Here is a 16,442-nt window from a genome sequence, read left to right as displayed (position 1 = left end):
CCGGGGCGGGGGGGGGGGGGGCGCCCCCCCGGCCCCCGGCGGCCCCGCCCGCCCGCCCGCGCCCGCCGCCCCCTGTGCCGCGCGACGCGCGCGGCCTATATCGGGGCAAACCGCCGGGGAAAGCCGCCGCCATGCACTTCGACAACAGTTATGCCCGCCTGCCGGACCGCATGTTCACCCGGCAGGATCCGGTGCCGGTGGCGGCGCCCGGCCTCATCGCGGTCAACCCCCGGCTCGCGGCCGAAATGGGGCTCGATGCGGCAAGGCTGGCAACCCCCGAATGGCTGGCGGTCCTTGCCGGCAACCGCGTGCCCCCGGGGGCCGAGCCGCTGGCCCAGGCCTATGCCGGCCACCAGTTCGGCAACTGGGTGCCGCAACTGGGCGACGGCCGCGCGATCCTGCTGGGCGAACACATCGGCCCCGACGGCCGCCGCTGGGACGTGCAGCTCAAGGGCGCCGGCCGCACCGCCTGGTCGCGCGGCGGCGACGGGCGCGCCTGGGTCGGCCCGGTGATCCGCGAATACCTCGTGTCCGAGGCGATGCACGCCCTGGGCGTGCCCACCACCCGGGCGCTCGCCGCGGTGACCACCGGCGAAATCGTCTACCGCGAAGCCCGCCTGCCCGGCGCGGTGCTCACCCGGGTGGCCGCCAGCCACCTGCGCGTGGGCACCTTCCAGTATTTCGCCGCCCGCGGCGATACCGAGGCGCTGCGCCTGCTGGCCGACATGGCGCTGGCCCGCCACTATCCCGGCGCCACCGGCCCGCTCGGCCTTCTGGCCGAGGCGGTGGCCGCCCAGGCCCGGCTGGTGGCGCAGTGGATGGCGCTCGGCTTCATTCACGGCGTGATGAACACCGACAACGCCCATGTCGGCGGGCTGACCATCGACTACGGCCCCTGCGCCTTTCTCGATGCCTACCACCCCGACCGGGTGTTCTCCTCGATCGACCGGGGCGGGCGCTATGCCTATGCCAACCAGCCGCAGATCGCGGTCTGGAACATGGCGCAACTCGCCTCGTGCCTGCTGCCGCTGATCGACGCCGACCCCGACCGCGCCATCGAACCCGCCACCGAGGTGCTGCACCGCTTTGCCGACCTGTGGCAGGCCGAATGGCTGGCCCGTTTCCGCGCCAAGCTGGGGCTGGCCACCGCGCACGAAGGCGACCGCGCCCTGATCGAAGCCCTGCTCGACCGCATGGCCCGCAGCGGCGCCGACTTTACCCGCACCTTCCGCGGCCTGGCCGAAGGCACCGCAGCGGCCGAGTTCCGCGACCCCGCCGCCTTCACCACCTGGGAACCGACCTGGCACGCGCGCCTTGCCGCCGAAGGGCGCAGCCTCGAGGCGGCCCGCGCCGCGATGGCCCGGGTCAACCCGGCCGTGATCCCGCGCAACCACCGCATCGAAGACGCGATCGACGCCGCGGTGCAAGGCGACTTTGCCCCCTTCCACGCGCTCGACGCCGCGCTGGCGCAGCCCTTCGACGCCGCGCCCGACCACCCGCTGCGCGCCGCCCCCACCCCGCAAGAGACCGTGCACCAGACCTTCTGCGGCACCTGACGCGGGCGGGGCGGCGCCCCCGACCTCCGCGCAGGCCCGTTGCTCCGCTCCAACCTCAAGCCCACCAGCCCCACCGTCGCCGCGCCCTGAAACACCGGCCAACCCACCGCCGGCACCGACACCGCCAGCACCGGGTTGAACGCGCCGTTCACCACCTTGATCGTCCCCTCGTTCGCGCCGACAAGCGCCAGCAGCGACGCGACCCCGGCCATGTCCGGACTTGCCCGCCGCACCGTGCCCGCGCCCCCCGTCTTGCGCCGGCGCCGTTGGCGGGGAACCGCGCGATGCCAACCCGAAGGCACCCGATGCGCGATCGAGGGGTTGACCCGACCGCCGCGTTGGCCCTTCAATCGCGCGGCAACCGCAGCGCAAGGCCGGGGGATTCCCGGCCCGCTGTTTCGCGTCAGGGAGAGGCGGATGTACAACAAGGACGAACGCAGCACCACGGGGCGCGGTGGGCATGTCTCGGTGCTGGCGTCGGATCTGGTCATCACCGGCGTCGTCGCTTCGGAAGGCACCATCGAACTGCACGGCAACGTCGATGGCGAACTGGCCGCCGCCACGCTGGTCATCGGCAACGAAGGCCGCATGAAGGGCCGCATCCAGGCCGGCCAGGTGGACCTGCGCGGCGAAATGGAAGGCTCCATCGCCTGCGGCGCGCTGACCCTGCGCGCGGCCGCCCGCCTGCACGCCGATGTGCAAAGCAGCCGACTGGTAATCGAATCCGGGGCCGAGGTCGAAGGCCGCTTCACCCGCCCGGCCCCGCCGCCGGCCACAGCCGCCGAACCGGCCGCCACGGCCGCGGCAACCCCGGCCCCGGCGCCGGCCGAACCCGCCCCGGCGCCCGAACTGCCCTGACCGCTCAGCGCGGCGGGATGGAATAGGTCAGCCCCGCCCGCGCCACCACCGCCTCCGACCCTTCGGAGCGCAGCAGCACATCGCCCACCGCCAGCACGCGCCCCAGCTTCAGCAGCCGCGCCTCGGCCAGCAGGTCGCGCCCCGCCTCGGGCTTGCGCAGAAAGTCGATGCTGCAATTCGTCGTCACCGCCAGCGCCACCGGCCCGATGCGCGCCAGCACCGCCAGATAGATCGCCACATCCGCCAGCGCGAACATGCTGGGCCCCGAAACCGTGCCGCCCGGGCGCAGGTGGCGGTCGGCAATGGCCATGCGCACCGTCAGGGCCTCCGGGTCCAGCCGCTCGATGCGGAAATCGTCGGCCACCTGCGGAAAGGCGGTCTGCATGAAGGCCTGCAAGGCCGGAATGTCCATCGCCAGGGTCAAGGCTTTTCCTCCGCTGTGTCGCGGCGTAAGCTTCCGGCAAACGAAAGGAATGTCCAGATGACCCAGCCCCTGCTGCTGCGCGCCGACGAAGGTGACGTTGCGACGCTGACGATGAACGCGCCCGAACGGCTGAACGCCTTGTCCGATGCGATGCTGGCCGAGCTGAAATCGGCCTTCGCCGCGCTGGAATCGGACCGCAGCATCAAGGTGGTGGTGCTGCGCGGCACCGGCAAGGCGTTCTGCGCCGGGCACGATCTGCGCGAAATGCAGGCCGGCCGCCAGGCCCCCGACAAGGGCGCGTCCTATTTCGCCGACCTGTTCGCCCGCTGCGCCGAGGTGATGCAGGCCATCCCCCGCCTGCCGCAGCCGGTGATCGCGCAGGTGCACGGCATCGCCACCGCCGCCGGCTGCCAGCTGGTGGCCAGCTGCGACATGGCCGTTGCGGCCGAAGGCACGCGGTTCGGGGTGAACGGGGTGAACATCGGGCTGTTCTGCTCCACACCCATGGTGGCGCTGTCCCGCAACATCCCGCGCAAGCAGGCGTTCGAGATGCTGACCACCGGCGCCTTCATCGACGCCACCCGCGCCGAGGCGCTGGGCCTTGTGAACCGTGTGGTGCCGGCCGAGGCGCTGGAGGCGGAAACCCGCGCCCTCGCTGCCACCGTCGCGGCCAAGCTGGGCGCCGCGGTGCGCATCGGCAAGCGCGCCTTCTACGACCAGATCCAGATGCCGGTGGCCGAGGCCTACGATTACGCCGGCCGGGTGATGGTGGAAAACATGCTGCTGCGCGACACCGACGAAGGCATTTCGGCCTTTCTGGAAAAACGCAAGCCCGACTGGGCCTGAGATATGGACAGCGGCGCGGGCCTCGCGCACAAGGCGCCATGCGCCGCCTCACCGCCCCCCGCCCCGCCACCCTCGCCCTGGTCCTGACCCTGCTGCTTGCCGCCGGCATGGCGGCGGTCACGCTCTTGCCCCTGCCGCCCGGGGCGGCGAACCTGCCCGGGTCGGACAAGACGCATCACATCGTGGGCTTTGCGCTGCTGGCCTTGCCGATGGCCACGGCGCAGCCCCGGGCGATGCTGTGGCTGGGGCCCCTGCTCGCCGCCTATGGCGGCGCGATCGAACTGGTGCAACCTTTCGTCGGGCGCGCGCGGGAATGGGCCGACTGGCTGGCCGATGCGGCAGGGGTGGGGCTGGGCACGCTGGCGGGGCTGGCGGTGCGGCGGGTCTGGCGGCCATGAAACCCCGCCCCGGGCCTGACCCGGGGCCTCCTGCTCGACCCGCGCAGCGCCGCAGGACAGAGGCCCCGGGTCAAGCCCGGGGCGGGGTCACCCCTTGGCCAGCCGTTCCGCCTTGCGCCGCACCAGCACGCTGCGCAGGTCGTGCATGGCCAGCAGCAGCCGGTCGGTCACCGCCTCCAGCGCCTCGTCGGTCGCCCGCGTCTGCGCCCAGTGCGCCGTCAGGTTCAGATGGTCGATGGCGCGCAGGATGTCGTCCACCTCGCGCGCGGCCAGCTGGGCCTGGCGTGCGGCCAGCCAGTCGGCAATGGCGGCGCGGTCGGCCTCGGTCAGCACCGCATCGCCATGCGGCTTGATGTTGCCGTTCCGGGCATTGACGAAGGCGATCTCCTCCATCTCGATCCGGCGCTGGCGGTTTTCGGTATCCACCCGGAACACGGCGGCGCCATTCTCGCGGATGCGGAAGTAGTAATCCGGCAGATCGCCGCCCATGCCCGTTGCCTCGCCCTTTCAATCCCCGTTGTCGATCACCCGCAGCAGCGATCCGTCCGGGTCCACCAGCGCGAACATCCGCGGCGCCGTGCCGGGCCGGAAGAACCCGGTCAGCCGCGGGATGGCCGCATCGTCGGACGGTAGCCCGAGCGCGCGCCATTCGTCCAGCAGGGCATCGGGGTCGTCCACCCGGAGGCAGGCGGAAAACCGGCTTTGCGCCGGATCGAGGCCCGGGTGGTGGCAGAACTCCAGCTCCAGCGCCCCGCGGCGCAGGATCATCCAGCCGTCATCGCGGTAAACCACCGCGAACCCCAGCCGCCCGCAGAACCCGGCGGTGGCGCCGAAATCGCGGGCCGGCAGGTTCGCGGTGACGCGGTCGGTCACGTCACTTCAGACCCTTGCAGAAGGTCTGGATGCGGGTGCAGGCCTCCACCAGCTGTTCGTCCGAGGTGGCATAGCTGATGCGGAAGGCGGGGCTGAGGCCGAAGGCCGCGCCGAACACCACGGCGACCCCGGTTTCCTCCAGCAGGGCATTGGCGAAATCCTCGTCATTGCCGATGTGCAGGCCGGTTGCGCTGGTCTTGCCGATGCAGTCGGCGATGGTCGGGTAGACGTAGAACGCGCCTTCGGGCACCGGGCAGCGGAGGCCGGGGGCCTCGTTCAGCATCTTCACCACCAGGTCGCGGCGGCGCTGGAACACCCCGCGCGACATGGCGATGTAATCCTGCGGGCCGTTCAGCGCCTCGACCGCCGCGGCCTGGCTGATCGAACAGGGGTTCGAGGTGGATTGCGACTGCACCTTGCCCATCGCCTTGATGAGCACTTCCGGCCCGGCGGCATAGCCGATGCGCCAGCCGGTCATGGCATAGGCCTTGGACACGCCGTTGCAGGTGATCGTGCGGTCGTAAAGGCCCGGCTCCACCTCGGCCGGGGTGCAGAATTCGAAATCGTCGAACACCAGGTGTTCGTACATGTCGTCGGTCATCACCCAGACATGGGGATGCCGCATCAGCACATCGGTCAGCGCCTTCAGCTCGGCCCGGGTGTAACCCGCCCCCGTGGGGTTCGACGGGCTGTTGAAGATGAACCACTTGGTTTTCGGGGTGATCGCCGCCTCGAGCTGTTCGGGCGTCAGCTTGTAGCCCGTCTGCGCCGGGCATTCCACCGGCACCGGCGTGCCGCCGGCCAGCAGCACCATGTCGGGGTAGGAAACCCAGTAGGGCGCTGGGATGATGACCTCGTCCCCCGGGTTGCAGGTGGCCATCAGCGCATTGTAGAGGATCTGCTTGCCGCCCGTGCCCACCGTCACCTGGGCCGGCTTGTAGTCCAGCCCGTTTTCCCGCTTGAACTTGGCGCAGATCGCGGCCTTCAGCGCCGGCGTGCCGTCCACGGCGGTGTATTTCGTGTCGCCCGCGTCGATGGCGCGCTTGGCGGCCTCCTTGATGTTCTGCGGCGTGTCGAAATCGGGCTCGCCGGCCGACAGGGCGATGATGTCGCGCCCCCGGGCTGCCAGCTCGCGCGCCTTGTTGGAAATCGCGATGGTGGGCGAGGGTTTGACGCGGGCAAGCGTGTCGGACAGGAAGGGCATGGGCGGCCTCGGGTTGGAATTGGCGGCGGTTTCTCTTAGGTTTCCCGCGTCAGGCGTTCAAGCGATATCGAAAAGGAGAGGCGAGATGACCGGAACCGACACCGAAACCTGGTATGCCGAAGGCCGCGCCACGCTGGGCGACCGCATCACCGCGGCGCGCGAAAAGGCCGGGCTGACCCCGGCCGAGGCCGCGCGGCGGCTGGGCGTGCGGCTGGGCACCTTCGAAGCGTGGGAAGCCGACGCTTCGGAACCCCGGGCGAACCGGCTTCAGATGCTGTCGGGGCTGCTCGGCGTGTCGCTGCGCTGGCTGATGACCGGCGAAGGCGACGGGCCCGACCCCGATCAGGCCGGCCTGCCGCAGGATGCGCGCGCCTTGCTGGGCGAACTGCGCGGGCTGGCGGTCGAACAGGCACGGTTGGCCGACCGCATCGCCCGCAGCGAAAAACGCCTGCGCCAGTTGCTGGAGACCGCAGCATGACCGAAACCGCCGAAGCCCGCCTGAAACGCCTGCGGATGCGCGCCTGGCGGCGCGGCACCAAGGAAATGGACCTTGTGATGGGCCCCTTCGCCGACGACCACCTGGCCGGGATGGATGCCGCCACGCTGGACGCCTTCGATGCGCTGCAGGCCGAAAACGACCAGGATCTGATCCAGTGGGTGCTATGTCAGGTGCCGCCGCCGCCGCGCCACGCCGCGCTGGTGGCGGCGATGGCCGCCCATGCCCGCGCCCGGCTTTCCGCGAAGACTTGAGCAAAAAGCGTCCCGAATTTACCCGATCTTTGGAATTGGCAGCGATTCTCCGACCCTGACGGGTGAAGACCGGAGAACCACATGACCATTCAGAGCAAAGTCTCGCCCCCCGGCCCCAAGGCGCTGATGGCCGGGTATCTGGAAAACCTTGCGATGGTGGAACGCCTGCATCGCCTGCTGCTCGATGTCATCAAGGACGAGTTCGAGCGGTTGACCCTGCTGGAAATCAACCCGGTGCAGGCGCTGTTGCTGTTCAACATCGGCGAAAACGAGGTGACGGCGGGCGAGCTGAAATCGCGCGGCTACTACCAGGGCTCGAACGTGTCCTACAACCTCAAGAAACTGGTGGAACTGGGCTACATGCACCACCAGCGCAGCGATATCGACCGCCGTTCGGTGCGCGTGCGGCTGACGGAAAAGGGCCGCAAGGTGCGCGGCCTGCTGATGGATCTGTTCACCCGCCACGCCGAAGGGCTGGTGGCGCGCGGCGTGGTCGATGCCGCCGGGATGGAGGAGATCAACGCCGCCCTGCGCCGGATGGAACGCTACTGGACCGACCAGATCCGCTATATCTACTGACCCGTGCGGCGGGGCCCCGGCCGGCGGGGGCATCGAACCCCCGCCGCCCGGGCTGCCGCGTCCAGGGCGAGGCACGGCAGTGCCCGGGGCCGAGGGGGGCGCGCGGCCCGGGCAGGTGCCGGAGGATCGGCGGGCAGGAACATCGGGCAGGAAGCGGGCAAAGGGCTTCGGGCGGCCGCGAAAGGCCCATGCCGCAGGCTGACGCCGGCGGCGAACCGGGGGCTGTCGCCCTCGGGGCCGGGGCAACGGCAGCGGCGCAAAACGCCGGGCAAAGGCCGAGCCGTGCAAGGACGGCCAGCGGTTTGCGCCCATCCCGGCGCCTTTTGCGCCGGGATGGTGGCGCCTTGTCATCGTGGCCACCCCTCGGTGCGGCGGCGCCGGCCCGGTCCGATGCGGCCGGGAAACCGCCGCCGCGTCGGGCGCGCTCAGTAGCCGCGCGCCCGATCCACGAGGTGCAGCAAGGGCTCGCCCGCCTCGCCGCGGCGGATGTTTTCCGCCACCACGCGCGAGGCCGAGGCGGGCCGCGTTTCGGCGGCGACATGCGGGGTCACCGTCACCCGCGGATGGGCCCAGAACGGGTGGTCGGCGGGCAGCGGCTCGACCCGGAACACGTCCAGCGTGGCATGGCCGACCTGCCCGGCCTCCAGCGCCGCCAGCAGCGCGGCATCGTCGATCAGCGTGCCGCGCCCGGGGTTGACGACCGCCGCCCCCGGCGCGAGCCACCCCAGACGCCGCGCGTCGAGCAGGTTTTCCGTCTCGGGCGTCGCCGGCAGCAGCGTCACCACGATGTCCGCGCCGGTCAGCGCCGCCTGCAACCCGTCGTCGCCATGATGGCAGGCGATGCCCGGAACGGCCCGCGGGCTGCGCGACCAGCCCTGCACCGCAAAGCCCAAGGTCACCAGCATCGCGGCGCAGGCCCGGCCCAGCTCGCCCAGGCCCAGCATGGCCACGCGGCGTTCGCCGGCCAGCGGCGGCGGCTCGGGCGCCCAGACATGGCCGGGGTTCACGATGTGCCGGTCCATCCCCAGGTGATGGCGCAGCACATGGCCGGTCACCCATTCCACCATGCCTTGCGTCAGCGCCGGATCGACCATGCGGCACAGGGGCTGGGTCAGCGTGGGGTTGCCCACGATCCGCTCGACCCCGGCCCACAGGTTCAGCACCGCCTTGCACCGGGTATAGGGCGCGAAATCCTGCACCGTGCCGCCCGGGGCATAGACGATGTAATCCACCGTTTCGGGGGCGGCTTCGGTGACCAGCCGCGCCTCCAGCCCCGCCTCGGCCAGGGCGGCGCGCAGATGCGGCTGATAGACCGGCCAGCGCGCGGGCCCGGCGGCGAACAGGATGGTCAGGGTCATGGCGCGGCCTTTCCTTGGGTGCGCCCTACCTTTAGGCACCCGGGCGCCGCGGCGAAAGGGGGCCGTTGCCCCGCCTGCGCGCTTCTGCCATACCCGCAGGCGCACCGGGCATCAGGGGGCAGGCATGGACCATTTCCTTTACCGCAACGGCACCCTGCACGCCGAGGACGTGGCCATCCCCGCCATTGCCGCCGCCGTCGGCACGCCGTTCTACGTCTATTCGGCCGCCACCCTCGCCCGCCACTGGCGCCTGTTCGACGAGGCGCTGTCGCCCTTGCCCCACCTCGTCTGCTTTGCGGTCAAGTCGAACTCCAACCTCGCGGTGCTCAAGCTGCTGGGCAGCCTCGGCGCCGGCATGGACGTGGTGTCGGGCGGCGAATACCGCCGCGCGCTGGCCGCCGGCGTGCCGGGGAACCGGATCGTGTTTTCCGGCGTCGGCAAGACGGCCGAGGAAATGCGCCTCGCACTCACCCACGGCATCCGCCAGTTCAACGTGGAATCCGAACCCGAGCTGCTGGCCCTGTCGGCCGTGGCCGCCGGCATGGGCGCCACCGCCCCCATCACCCTGCGCGTCAACCCCGATGTGGACGCGAAGACGCACGAGAAGATCTCGACCGGCAAATCCGAAAACAAGTTCGGCATCCCCATCGCCAAGGCCCGCGCCGTCTATGCCCTGGCCGCCACCCTGCCGGGGATCGAGGTGGTGGGCGTGGACGTGCACATCGGCAGCCAGCTGACCGACCTTGCCCCGTTCGAGGAGGCCTACGCCAAGGTCGCCGAGCTGACCCGCGCCTTGCGCGCCGATGGCCACGACATCCGCCGGCTCGACCTGGGCGGGGGCCTGGGCATTCCCTACACCCGCTCGAACGAGGTGCCGCCCTTGCCGTCGGACTACGGCGCGATGGTCAAGCGGGTGGTCGGCGACCTGGGCTGCGAAATCGTCATCGAACCGGGGCGGCTGATCTCGGGAAATGCGGGGCTGCTGGTGGCCTCGGTCCTCTACCTCAAGCAAGGCGAGGGGCGCGACTTCCTGATCCTCGATGCCGCGATGAACGACCTGGTGCGCCCGGCGATGTATGGCGCGCATCACGACATCGTGCCGGTGGTGGAACCTGCCCCTGGCACCGCAACCGCCCCGCAGGACGTGGTCGGCCCGGTCTGCGAAACCGGCGATACCTTTGCCAAGGCGCGCGCCCTGCCCGCCCTGGCACCAGGCGACCTGGTGGCCTTCCGCTCGGCCGGGGCCTACGGCGCGGTGATGGCCTCGGAATACAACACCCGCCCACTGATCCCCGAGGTTCTGGTCTCGGGCGATCAATTTGCGGTCATCCGGGCGCGGCCGACGTTTGACGAAATCCTGTCGCGCGATACCATCCCCGAATGGCTGTGACCCCCACGGCCGTGGAGGCCGTGCGCATGCCCAACCTCGACCAGACCCGCGAGCTCACGCTCTGGCGCCTGCGCTGGCAGGTGCGGCTGACCTGGGCCGGTCTCTGGGCCGAACGGCTGGCGCGGGCCTTCTGGCCGGTCTGGGTGGTGGCGCTGCTGGTATATGCGGTGCCGGCGCTGGGGCTGGCCGAGCGCCTGCCGCAGGTGTGGTTCACCGGGCTGGCTGCGGCGGCGGCGGTGCTGGCGGCCGGCTTTGCCGCCCGCGGCCTGCGCGGCTTTCGCGCCCCCCGCCGCACCGAGGCGCTGGCCCGGCTGGATGCCACCCTGCCCGGCCGCCCGCTGGCCGCGCTGGCCGATACCCAGGCCATCGGCGCCACCGACCCCGCCTCGGCCGAAGTCTGGGCCGCGCATGTCGCGCGCATGGCAACCCGCGCCGCCGCGGCCCGGGCTCCGGCGCCCGATCCGGGCCTGAACCGGCGCGACCCCTATGCCTTGCGCTATGTCGCCTTGCACCTGGCACTTCTGGCGCTGATCTTCGGCTCGGCCGGGCGCATGGCGGGCATCGCGGGGCTTGGGCCGCAAGGCGCTAATGCCCTGGCCGCCGGCCCGGTGTGGGAAGGCTGGGTGCGCCCGCCGCCCTATACCGGCAAGCCCACGCTCTACCTCAACGACATCACCGCCGAGGCGCTGGAACTGCCGCAAGGCAGCCGCGTGGTGCTGCGCTTTTACGGCGAACCGGGCGCGCTCGGCCTGTCGGAAACCGTGTCGGATGCCCCCCTGCCGCAAGAGGCCACGGCCCTGGGCGCCGAATTCACCATCGCCCGCCACGGCCGGATCGAGATTACCGGCCCCAACGGCCGGGGCTGGGATGTGGGCGTGCTGCGCGACCGGCCGCCCAGCGTGGCCGTGGCCGCCCCCCCCGAACGCGAATCCGACGGGCGCATGAAGCTGCCCTTCACCGCGTCGGACGATTTCGGCGTGGTCGCAGGGCAGGCGCTGATCGCGCTGGACCTGCCCGCGGTGGACCGCCGCTACGGCCTTGCCGCCGAGCCCGAACCGCGCGCGCCGATCGCGCTCGATCTGCCCTTGCCCTATTCGGGCAACCGCACCGAAATCGCCGAAACCCTGCTCGACGATCTGTCGAAACACCCCTTCGCCAACCTGCCGGTGCAGATTCGCCTGACGGCGCAGGATGCGCCGGGGCAAACCGGGGATTCGGCGCCCTTGTCCACCGCGCTGCCCGGCAAGCGGTTCTTCGACCCGCTGGCCGCCGCCGTGGCCGAGGCGCGCCGCGACATCCTGTGGACGGTGGCCAACGGCCCCCGCGCCGCCCAGGTGCTGCGCGCCGTGACCCATCTGCCCGAAGGTTTCGTGCGCAACGAACGCGCCTTCCTGCGGCTGCGCGTGGCGATCCGCCAGCTCGAATCGCCGCTGACGCCCGAGGCGCGCGATACCCTGGCCGAAGAGCTGTGGGAAATCGCCATCCTGCTGGAACAGGGCGACCTCGCCTCGGCGCTGGAACGGCTGAAGCGCGCGCAGGACCGGCTGGACGAGGCGATGAAGAACGGCGCCAGCGACTCGGAAATCGCGGAACTGATGCAGGAGTTGCGCGACGCGCTGGACAACTACATGCGCCAATTGGCCGAGGAGGCCGAACGCGACCCCGACCAGCAGATGTCCGACATGCAGGGCATGCAGATGTCGGGCAACCAGTTGCAGGAACTGCTCGACAAGCTGCAAGAGCTGATGGAACAGGGCCGCATGGCCGAGGCGCAGGAATTGATGGAGATGCTGCGCCAGCTGATGGAAAACATGCAGGTCACGCAAGGCCCCGGCGGCCAGGGCGGCCAAGGCCAGGGACGGATGCGCGATCTGGCCGATACCTTGCGCGAACAGCAGGGCCTGTCGGACGAGGCGTTCAACGAACTGCAAGGCGGCCAGCAACCCGGCGCGCAAGGCCAGGGTCCGCAAGGCGAACAGGGGCAGCCAGGCGAAGGCCAGGCCGGCCGGCAGCCCGGCCAGGGCGAAGGCGTCGAGGGCGCCGAAGGCGACGGGGGCGGGCGCGACCTGGCCGACCGCCAGCGCGACCTGCGCAACCGCCTGCGCGCGCTCGGGCAATCGGAACTGCCGGGCGACGGCACCGAACGCGGCCAGTCGGGCCGCCGCGCGCTGGATCAGGCGCAGCGCAGCATGGAAGGCGCCGAACAGGCGCTGCGCGACGGCGACCTGCCGCGCGCGCTCGACCGCCAGGCCGAGGCGATGGAGGCCCTGCGCCAGGGCCTGCGCGACTTCGGCGAGGCGCTGGCCGAAGAACAGCGCCAGCAAGGCGGCCAGGGCCCGGGCGAACGCTTCGGCAACGCCGACCCCTCGGGCCGGCGCGACCCGCTGGGCCGCCAGCCCGGCCAGATGGGCCGGATCGGCACCGACGAACGGATGCTGCAAGGCGAAGACCCCTATCGCCGCGCGCTGGACCTGTTGCAGGAGCTGCGCCGCCGCTCGGGCGACCTCGGCCGGTCCGAGGAGGAACGCGACTACCTGCGCCGGCTGCTGGACCAGTTCTGATCCGCGGCGCCGCCGGGGGGCGCTGCCCCCCGGACCCCCCGGGATATTTGGATCAAGGTGAAAGGGCGCAGGTCAGAACAGGCTGCCTTGCCCCGGCGGGGGTTCCTTGCCGCGCCGGGGGGCGGGGCGGGGGCCGAGGCTGAGGCGGCCATCGTGGAACTCGATCTCCAGCGTGGCGGCGGTTTCGGCCCGGGCCTTGCTGGTAACCACCTGCCCGTCGCCGCGCACCACCGCATAGCCGCGCCGCAGCGTCTCGACATGGCCGAGCGTCTGGCGCAGCCGGTCGCGCGCCGCCAGCCGTTCGCGCAAGGCGGCGATGCGGGCAGGCGGGGCGGCGTCGAGCCGGGCGGCAAGGCCCGCAAGCCGGGCGCGGCCTTCGACATTCTGGCGCGCGGCATCGGCCACCAGCCGCGCCAGCGCCGGGTCGAGCCGCGCGCCCAGCGCCATCAGCGCCCGGCGGGCCTGCGCCGTCAGCCGCGCCAGCGCCTTGGGCCGGGTCGTGGCCGCCAGCTCCGCCAGCCGCGCCCGCCGCCGGGTCACGCCCAGCGCCAGCGCCCGCGGCAGCCGGTCGGCCCAGAGGTCGAGCCGCTGGCGCGCCGGGCCGGTGAGGCTGTCGGGGCGGGGCAGCGCGCGCGCCAGGTCGGCGGCCCGCTGGCGGCGCAGCGCCACCCCCTGCGCCAGCGCCCGCGACAGCCGCGCGCCCAGCGCATCGGCCGCGGCGATCAGGTCCAGCCGCACCGGCACTGCCATTTCCGCCGCCGCCGTCGGCGTGGGGGCGCGCCGGTCGGCCGCCAGGTCGATCAGCGTGGTATCCGTCTCGTGCCCCACGGCGGAAATCAGCGGAATCGCGCTTTCGGCCGCCGCGCGCACCACCGCTTCCTCGTTGAAGCCCCACAGGTCCTCCAGCGAGCCGCCGCCGCGCGCCACGATGATGAGGTCCGGCCGCGGCACCGGCCCGCCCGGCGCGATCGCGTTGAACCCGCGGATCGCCGCCGCCACCTGCGGCGCACAGTCCTGCCCCTGGACCACCACCGGCCAGACCAGCACATGCCGCGGAAAGCGGTCGCGCAGGCGGTGCAGGATGTCGCGGATCACCGCCCCGGTGGGCGAGGTGACCACCCCGATCACCCGCGGCAGATAGGGCAAGGGCCGCTTGCGCGCGGCATCGAACAGCCCTTCGGCCGCCAGCGCCGCGCGCCGCCGCTCCAGCATGACCATCAGCGCGCCAAGGCCCGCGGGGGCCACATCCTCGACGATCAGCTGGTATTTCGACTGGCCCGGAAAGGTGGTCAGCCGCCCGGTGGCCACCACTTCCATGCCTTCCTCGGGGCGCACCTGCATGCGCGCCACCTGCCCCTTCCACGACACCGCGGCCAGCACCGCATTGGCATCCTTCAGGTCGAAATACAGATGCCCCGAGGACGGCCGGCTGACGCGCCCGACCTCGCCGCGCACGCGCACGCGGCCGAACTCGCCTTCCAGCGTGCGTTTCACCGCGCCCGAAAGCTCGGAAACCGTCAGCTCGGGTGCATTGCCGCCTTCGAACATCTCCATGCCGCCCGTTGTGCCGCAGCCGCGCGCCCCGTGCAAGGCCACCGCGCGCCCCCCACCGCGCGCCCCGGCCACCGCGCGTTAACCGCGATGCGCTTCACTGGCCGGCATCCCCCGGCAAGAGGCACCCCGCATGGACCTGATCCGCATCCCGCTCGACGACATCGACGATTCGCTGCTGCCGCGCGACCGCAGCCGGCTCGACCCCGACGAGCTGCACGAGCTGACCCACTCCATCTTCCTGTCGGGCCTGCGCTGCCCCATCGAGGTCTGGCGCCGCCCCGAACCCGAGGGGGGGCGACCCTATGGCCTGATTTCCGGCCTGCGCCGCCTGTCGGCCTTTCGCGCGCTGCAAGGCTGGCCGCACCCCGAACGCCACGCCACGATTCCCGCCTTCGTGGTGCCGGCGCCCGACCTGCCCGCCGCGATGGCCGCGATGGTCACCGAAAACGAGGTGCGCAGCGCGATCACGCCATGGGAAAAGGGCAGCCTCATCATGCAGGCGGTGATCGGCGGCATCTTTCCCAATGCCGATACGGCGGTCGATGCGCTGTATCCCACGGCCAGCCGGCAGAAACGCAGCCGCCTGCGGATGCACGCGCTGGTGGTCGATCATCTGGACCGGCTGTTCACCACACCCGAACGGCTCAGCCAGTCGCAGATGGACCGGCTGGCCACCGCCTTGCGCGGCAACCTGGCCGATGTGGTGGAACATGTGCTGACCCTGCACCGCGGCGATTCGCTGGAAACCCAGTGGCAGGCCCTGCTGCCGGTGCTGGCCGAGGCGCTGCGCCCCGACCCCGATGCCGACAGCGGCCCCGATGCCCGCTCGGGCCGGCCGCGGCGGATGCTGCACCTGACCAACGGCCGCGGCCTGACCATCCGGCGCGAACGCACCCGCACCGGCTGGGCGCTGCACTTTACCGGGCCCGAGGCGCGGCGTTCCGGCCTGATGGACGATATCATGGACCGGGTCGAATACTGGTTCGCCCAGGACGGCGCGCGGTAACCCCCGCACGGGCCTTACCAGATCAGCCTGGCCCCCGCTGCCAGCAACATCACCGCCAGCACCGCGCGCAAGGCCCGCTCCGACAGGCGGCGGCTGCCGACCCAGGCCCCGGCCAGCCCGCCAAGGCCCACCGCCCCCAGCCAGACCGGCAGCGCCGCCGGAATCTCGCCCCACAGCGCCCGCGCCCCGATCAGCGCCGCGGCCGAGTTCACCAGGTTGAAGGCCGCGGTGGTCGCCGCCGCCTGCCGCGCGCTGCTCCAGTGCAGCGCCAGCAGCACCGGCGCCAGAAACACCCCGCCGCCCGTGCCGGTGGTGCCCGAGACAAAGCCGATGATCCCCCCGGCCAGCAGCGCCGGCCCCGGCGGCGGGGCGGCATGGGCCGGCAGCGGGGCGGCCGGCCCATGCCGCCAGGCGCTGCGCGCCATCTGCACCGCCGACAGCACCAGCACCGCCCCGACCAGCGGGAAATATACCGCCTCGGGCAAATGCACCGCCCCGCCCAGCCACGCGGCCGGCACCCCCGTCACCGCAAAGGGCCAGAACCCCCGCCAGTCCAGCCGGCCGGCGCGCAGGAACATCGCGGTGCCGGTCAGCGCCACCACCATGTTCAGCGCCAGCGCCGTGGTCTTCATCGCCGGCGCCGCCAGGCCGGCCAGCGCCATCGCCGCCATATAGCCCGACCCGCCCGCCTGCCCCACCGCCGCATAGACCAGCGCCACCGCTGCAAAGGCCAGGGCCAAGGCCAGACCTTCCGTTCCGCTTTCCACCCTGCCCGGCCTCCGATCGCAGCACCTTGCCGCCTGCTTGCACCAATCGGGCGCGAAAACCCAGTGCAAACCGGCCCCGGCTCGGCGGCGCCGGCGCGGGCAATGCCTGACACGTCCTGTCCTGCCGACCGATCCGCAACAACCGAGGTTTGGGGCGGGCGATGACGTGGCGGGGCAGCATCCGGCCGCCCGCGCCAGGCGCCGCCGCCCGCCAGGACGTCACGCCCCCCGCCGCCCCCCTTTCACCTTGCCGCAAATATCCCGGGGGCCCGGGGGCAGCGCCCCCGGACGCCGGCCGCCCCCCGCAAGACCTCGGCG

At 72.0% G+C, this 16,442-nt stretch carries 17 protein-coding genes; 10 read left to right on the top strand and 7 right to left on the bottom strand.

From position 1 onward, the window contains the following. Positions 1–131 precede the first annotated feature (131 nt). Both ACK4S2_RS01955 and ACK4S2_RS01950 read left to right on the top strand, forming a co-directional pair. Entirely contained in the window at positions 132–1,556 is a 1,425-nt protein-coding gene (locus tag ACK4S2_RS01955; protein WP_409619786.1) for a protein adenylyltransferase SelO, read from the top strand. Positions 1,557–1,973: 417 nt separating this feature from the next. After that, positions 1,974–2,414 carry a polymer-forming cytoskeletal protein gene (locus ACK4S2_RS01950; RefSeq protein ID WP_409619784.1) on the top strand — a complete coding sequence of 147 codons (441 nt, stop codon included), beginning with the start codon at positions 1,974–1,976 and terminating at the stop codon, positions 2,412–2,414. 4 nt (positions 2,415–2,418) lie between these two features. Here the strand turns inward: ACK4S2_RS01950 and ACK4S2_RS01945 are convergent, their stop codons facing one another. Beyond that, positions 2,419–2,838 (bottom strand): PaaI family thioesterase, encoded by a 420-nt coding sequence (locus tag ACK4S2_RS01945; RefSeq protein ID WP_409619782.1) that lies wholly within the window; start codon positions 2,836–2,838, stop codon positions 2,419–2,421. Positions 2,839–2,895: 57 nt separating this feature from the next. Here ACK4S2_RS01945 and ACK4S2_RS01940 point away from each other — a divergent pair, with 57 nt between their 5' ends. Both ACK4S2_RS01940 and ACK4S2_RS01935 read left to right on the top strand, forming a co-directional pair. Beyond that, the gene (locus tag ACK4S2_RS01940) at positions 2,896–3,684 is read left to right on the top strand and encodes an enoyl-CoA hydratase (protein WP_409619781.1); all 789 of its coding nucleotides are present in this window, start codon (positions 2,896–2,898) and stop codon (positions 3,682–3,684) included. Between the two features lie 38 nt (positions 3,685–3,722). After that, positions 3,723–4,082, top strand: coding sequence for a VanZ family protein (locus tag ACK4S2_RS01935; RefSeq protein ID WP_409619779.1), 360 nt, complete (start codon positions 3,723–3,725; stop codon positions 4,080–4,082). An 87-nt stretch (positions 4,083–4,169) separates the two neighbouring features. Here ACK4S2_RS01935 and ACK4S2_RS01930 read toward each other — a convergent pair whose 3' ends face one another. The 3 genes from ACK4S2_RS01930 to ACK4S2_RS01920 are packed head-to-tail and all read right to left on the bottom strand — an operon-like array spanning position 4,170 to position 6,159. Continuing rightward, complete coding sequence (locus tag ACK4S2_RS01930) at positions 4,170–4,571, bottom strand: hypothetical protein (protein WP_409619777.1); 402 nt, start codon at positions 4,569–4,571, stop codon at positions 4,170–4,172. 18 nt (positions 4,572–4,589) lie between these two features. After that, positions 4,590–4,955, bottom strand: a complete 366-nt coding sequence (locus ACK4S2_RS01925) for a bleomycin resistance protein (protein ID WP_409619775.1) — start codon at positions 4,953–4,955, stop codon at positions 4,590–4,592. Position 4,956: 1 nt separating this feature from the next. Then, on the bottom strand, positions 4,957–6,159 hold the full coding sequence (locus tag ACK4S2_RS01920) for a pyridoxal phosphate-dependent aminotransferase (protein ID WP_409619773.1): 1,203 nt from the start codon (positions 6,157–6,159) through the stop codon (positions 4,957–4,959). 85 nt (positions 6,160–6,244) lie between these two features. Here ACK4S2_RS01920 and ACK4S2_RS01915 point away from each other — a divergent pair, with 85 nt between their 5' ends. The 3 genes from ACK4S2_RS01915 (at position 6,245) to ACK4S2_RS01905 (ending at position 7,488) form a co-directional block, all read left to right on the top strand. Next, positions 6,245–6,637, top strand: coding sequence for a helix-turn-helix domain-containing protein (locus ACK4S2_RS01915; RefSeq protein WP_409619771.1), 393 nt, complete (start codon positions 6,245–6,247; stop codon positions 6,635–6,637). Next, entirely contained in the window at positions 6,634–6,909 is a 276-nt protein-coding gene (locus ACK4S2_RS01910) for a succinate dehydrogenase assembly factor 2 (protein ID WP_409619769.1), read from the top strand. The genes ACK4S2_RS01915 and ACK4S2_RS01910 overlap by 4 nt, the downstream gene beginning before the upstream one ends. A gap of 81 nt (positions 6,910–6,990) precedes the next feature. After that, complete coding sequence (locus ACK4S2_RS01905) at positions 6,991–7,488, top strand: MarR family winged helix-turn-helix transcriptional regulator (protein ID WP_409619767.1); 498 nt, start codon at positions 6,991–6,993, stop codon at positions 7,486–7,488. A gap of 425 nt (positions 7,489–7,913) precedes the next feature. Here the strand turns inward: ACK4S2_RS01905 and ACK4S2_RS01900 are convergent, their stop codons facing one another. Beyond that, positions 7,914–8,846, bottom strand: a complete 933-nt coding sequence (locus ACK4S2_RS01900; RefSeq protein ID WP_409619765.1) for a 2-hydroxyacid dehydrogenase — start codon at positions 8,844–8,846, stop codon at positions 7,914–7,916. A gap of 124 nt (positions 8,847–8,970) precedes the next feature. On the opposite strand from ACK4S2_RS01900, the gene lysA reads away from it, so the two are divergent. Then, on the top strand, positions 8,971–10,236 hold the full coding sequence (gene lysA, locus ACK4S2_RS01895) for a diaminopimelate decarboxylase (protein ID WP_409619763.1): 1,266 nt from the start codon (positions 8,971–8,973) through the stop codon (positions 10,234–10,236). Next, positions 10,227–12,797, top strand: coding sequence for a DUF4175 domain-containing protein (locus tag ACK4S2_RS01890; protein WP_409619761.1), 2,571 nt, complete (start codon positions 10,227–10,229; stop codon positions 12,795–12,797). The genes lysA and ACK4S2_RS01890 overlap by 10 nt, the downstream gene beginning before the upstream one ends. Positions 12,798–12,869: 72 nt before the next feature. Here ACK4S2_RS01890 and xseA read toward each other — a convergent pair whose 3' ends face one another. Beyond that, the gene (gene xseA, locus ACK4S2_RS01885; RefSeq protein ID WP_409619758.1) at positions 12,870–14,351 is read right to left on the bottom strand and encodes an exodeoxyribonuclease VII large subunit; all 1,482 of its coding nucleotides are present in this window, start codon (positions 14,349–14,351) and stop codon (positions 12,870–12,872) included. Between the two features lie 130 nt (positions 14,352–14,481). On the opposite strand from xseA, the gene ACK4S2_RS01880 reads away from it, so the two are divergent. Continuing rightward, positions 14,482–15,357, top strand: a complete 876-nt coding sequence (locus tag ACK4S2_RS01880; RefSeq protein WP_409619756.1) for a ParB/RepB/Spo0J family partition protein — start codon at positions 14,482–14,484, stop codon at positions 15,355–15,357. A 14-nt stretch (positions 15,358–15,371) separates the two neighbouring features. Here the strand turns inward: ACK4S2_RS01880 and ACK4S2_RS01875 are convergent, their stop codons facing one another. Beyond that, positions 15,372–16,124 carry a sulfite exporter TauE/SafE family protein gene (locus ACK4S2_RS01875; RefSeq protein ID WP_409619754.1) on the bottom strand — a complete coding sequence of 251 codons (753 nt, stop codon included), beginning with the start codon at positions 16,122–16,124 and terminating at the stop codon, positions 15,372–15,374. Positions 16,125–16,442 lie beyond the last annotated feature (318 nt).

Origin of the sequence: Gemmobacter sp. (assembly GCF_046292685.1) — a bacterium.
Taxonomy (GTDB): Bacteria; Pseudomonadota; Alphaproteobacteria; order Rhodobacterales; family Rhodobacteraceae; genus Wagnerdoeblera.
Note: the sequence above shows the minus strand (reverse complement) of the source record. Positions and strands in the feature narration are given on the sequence as shown.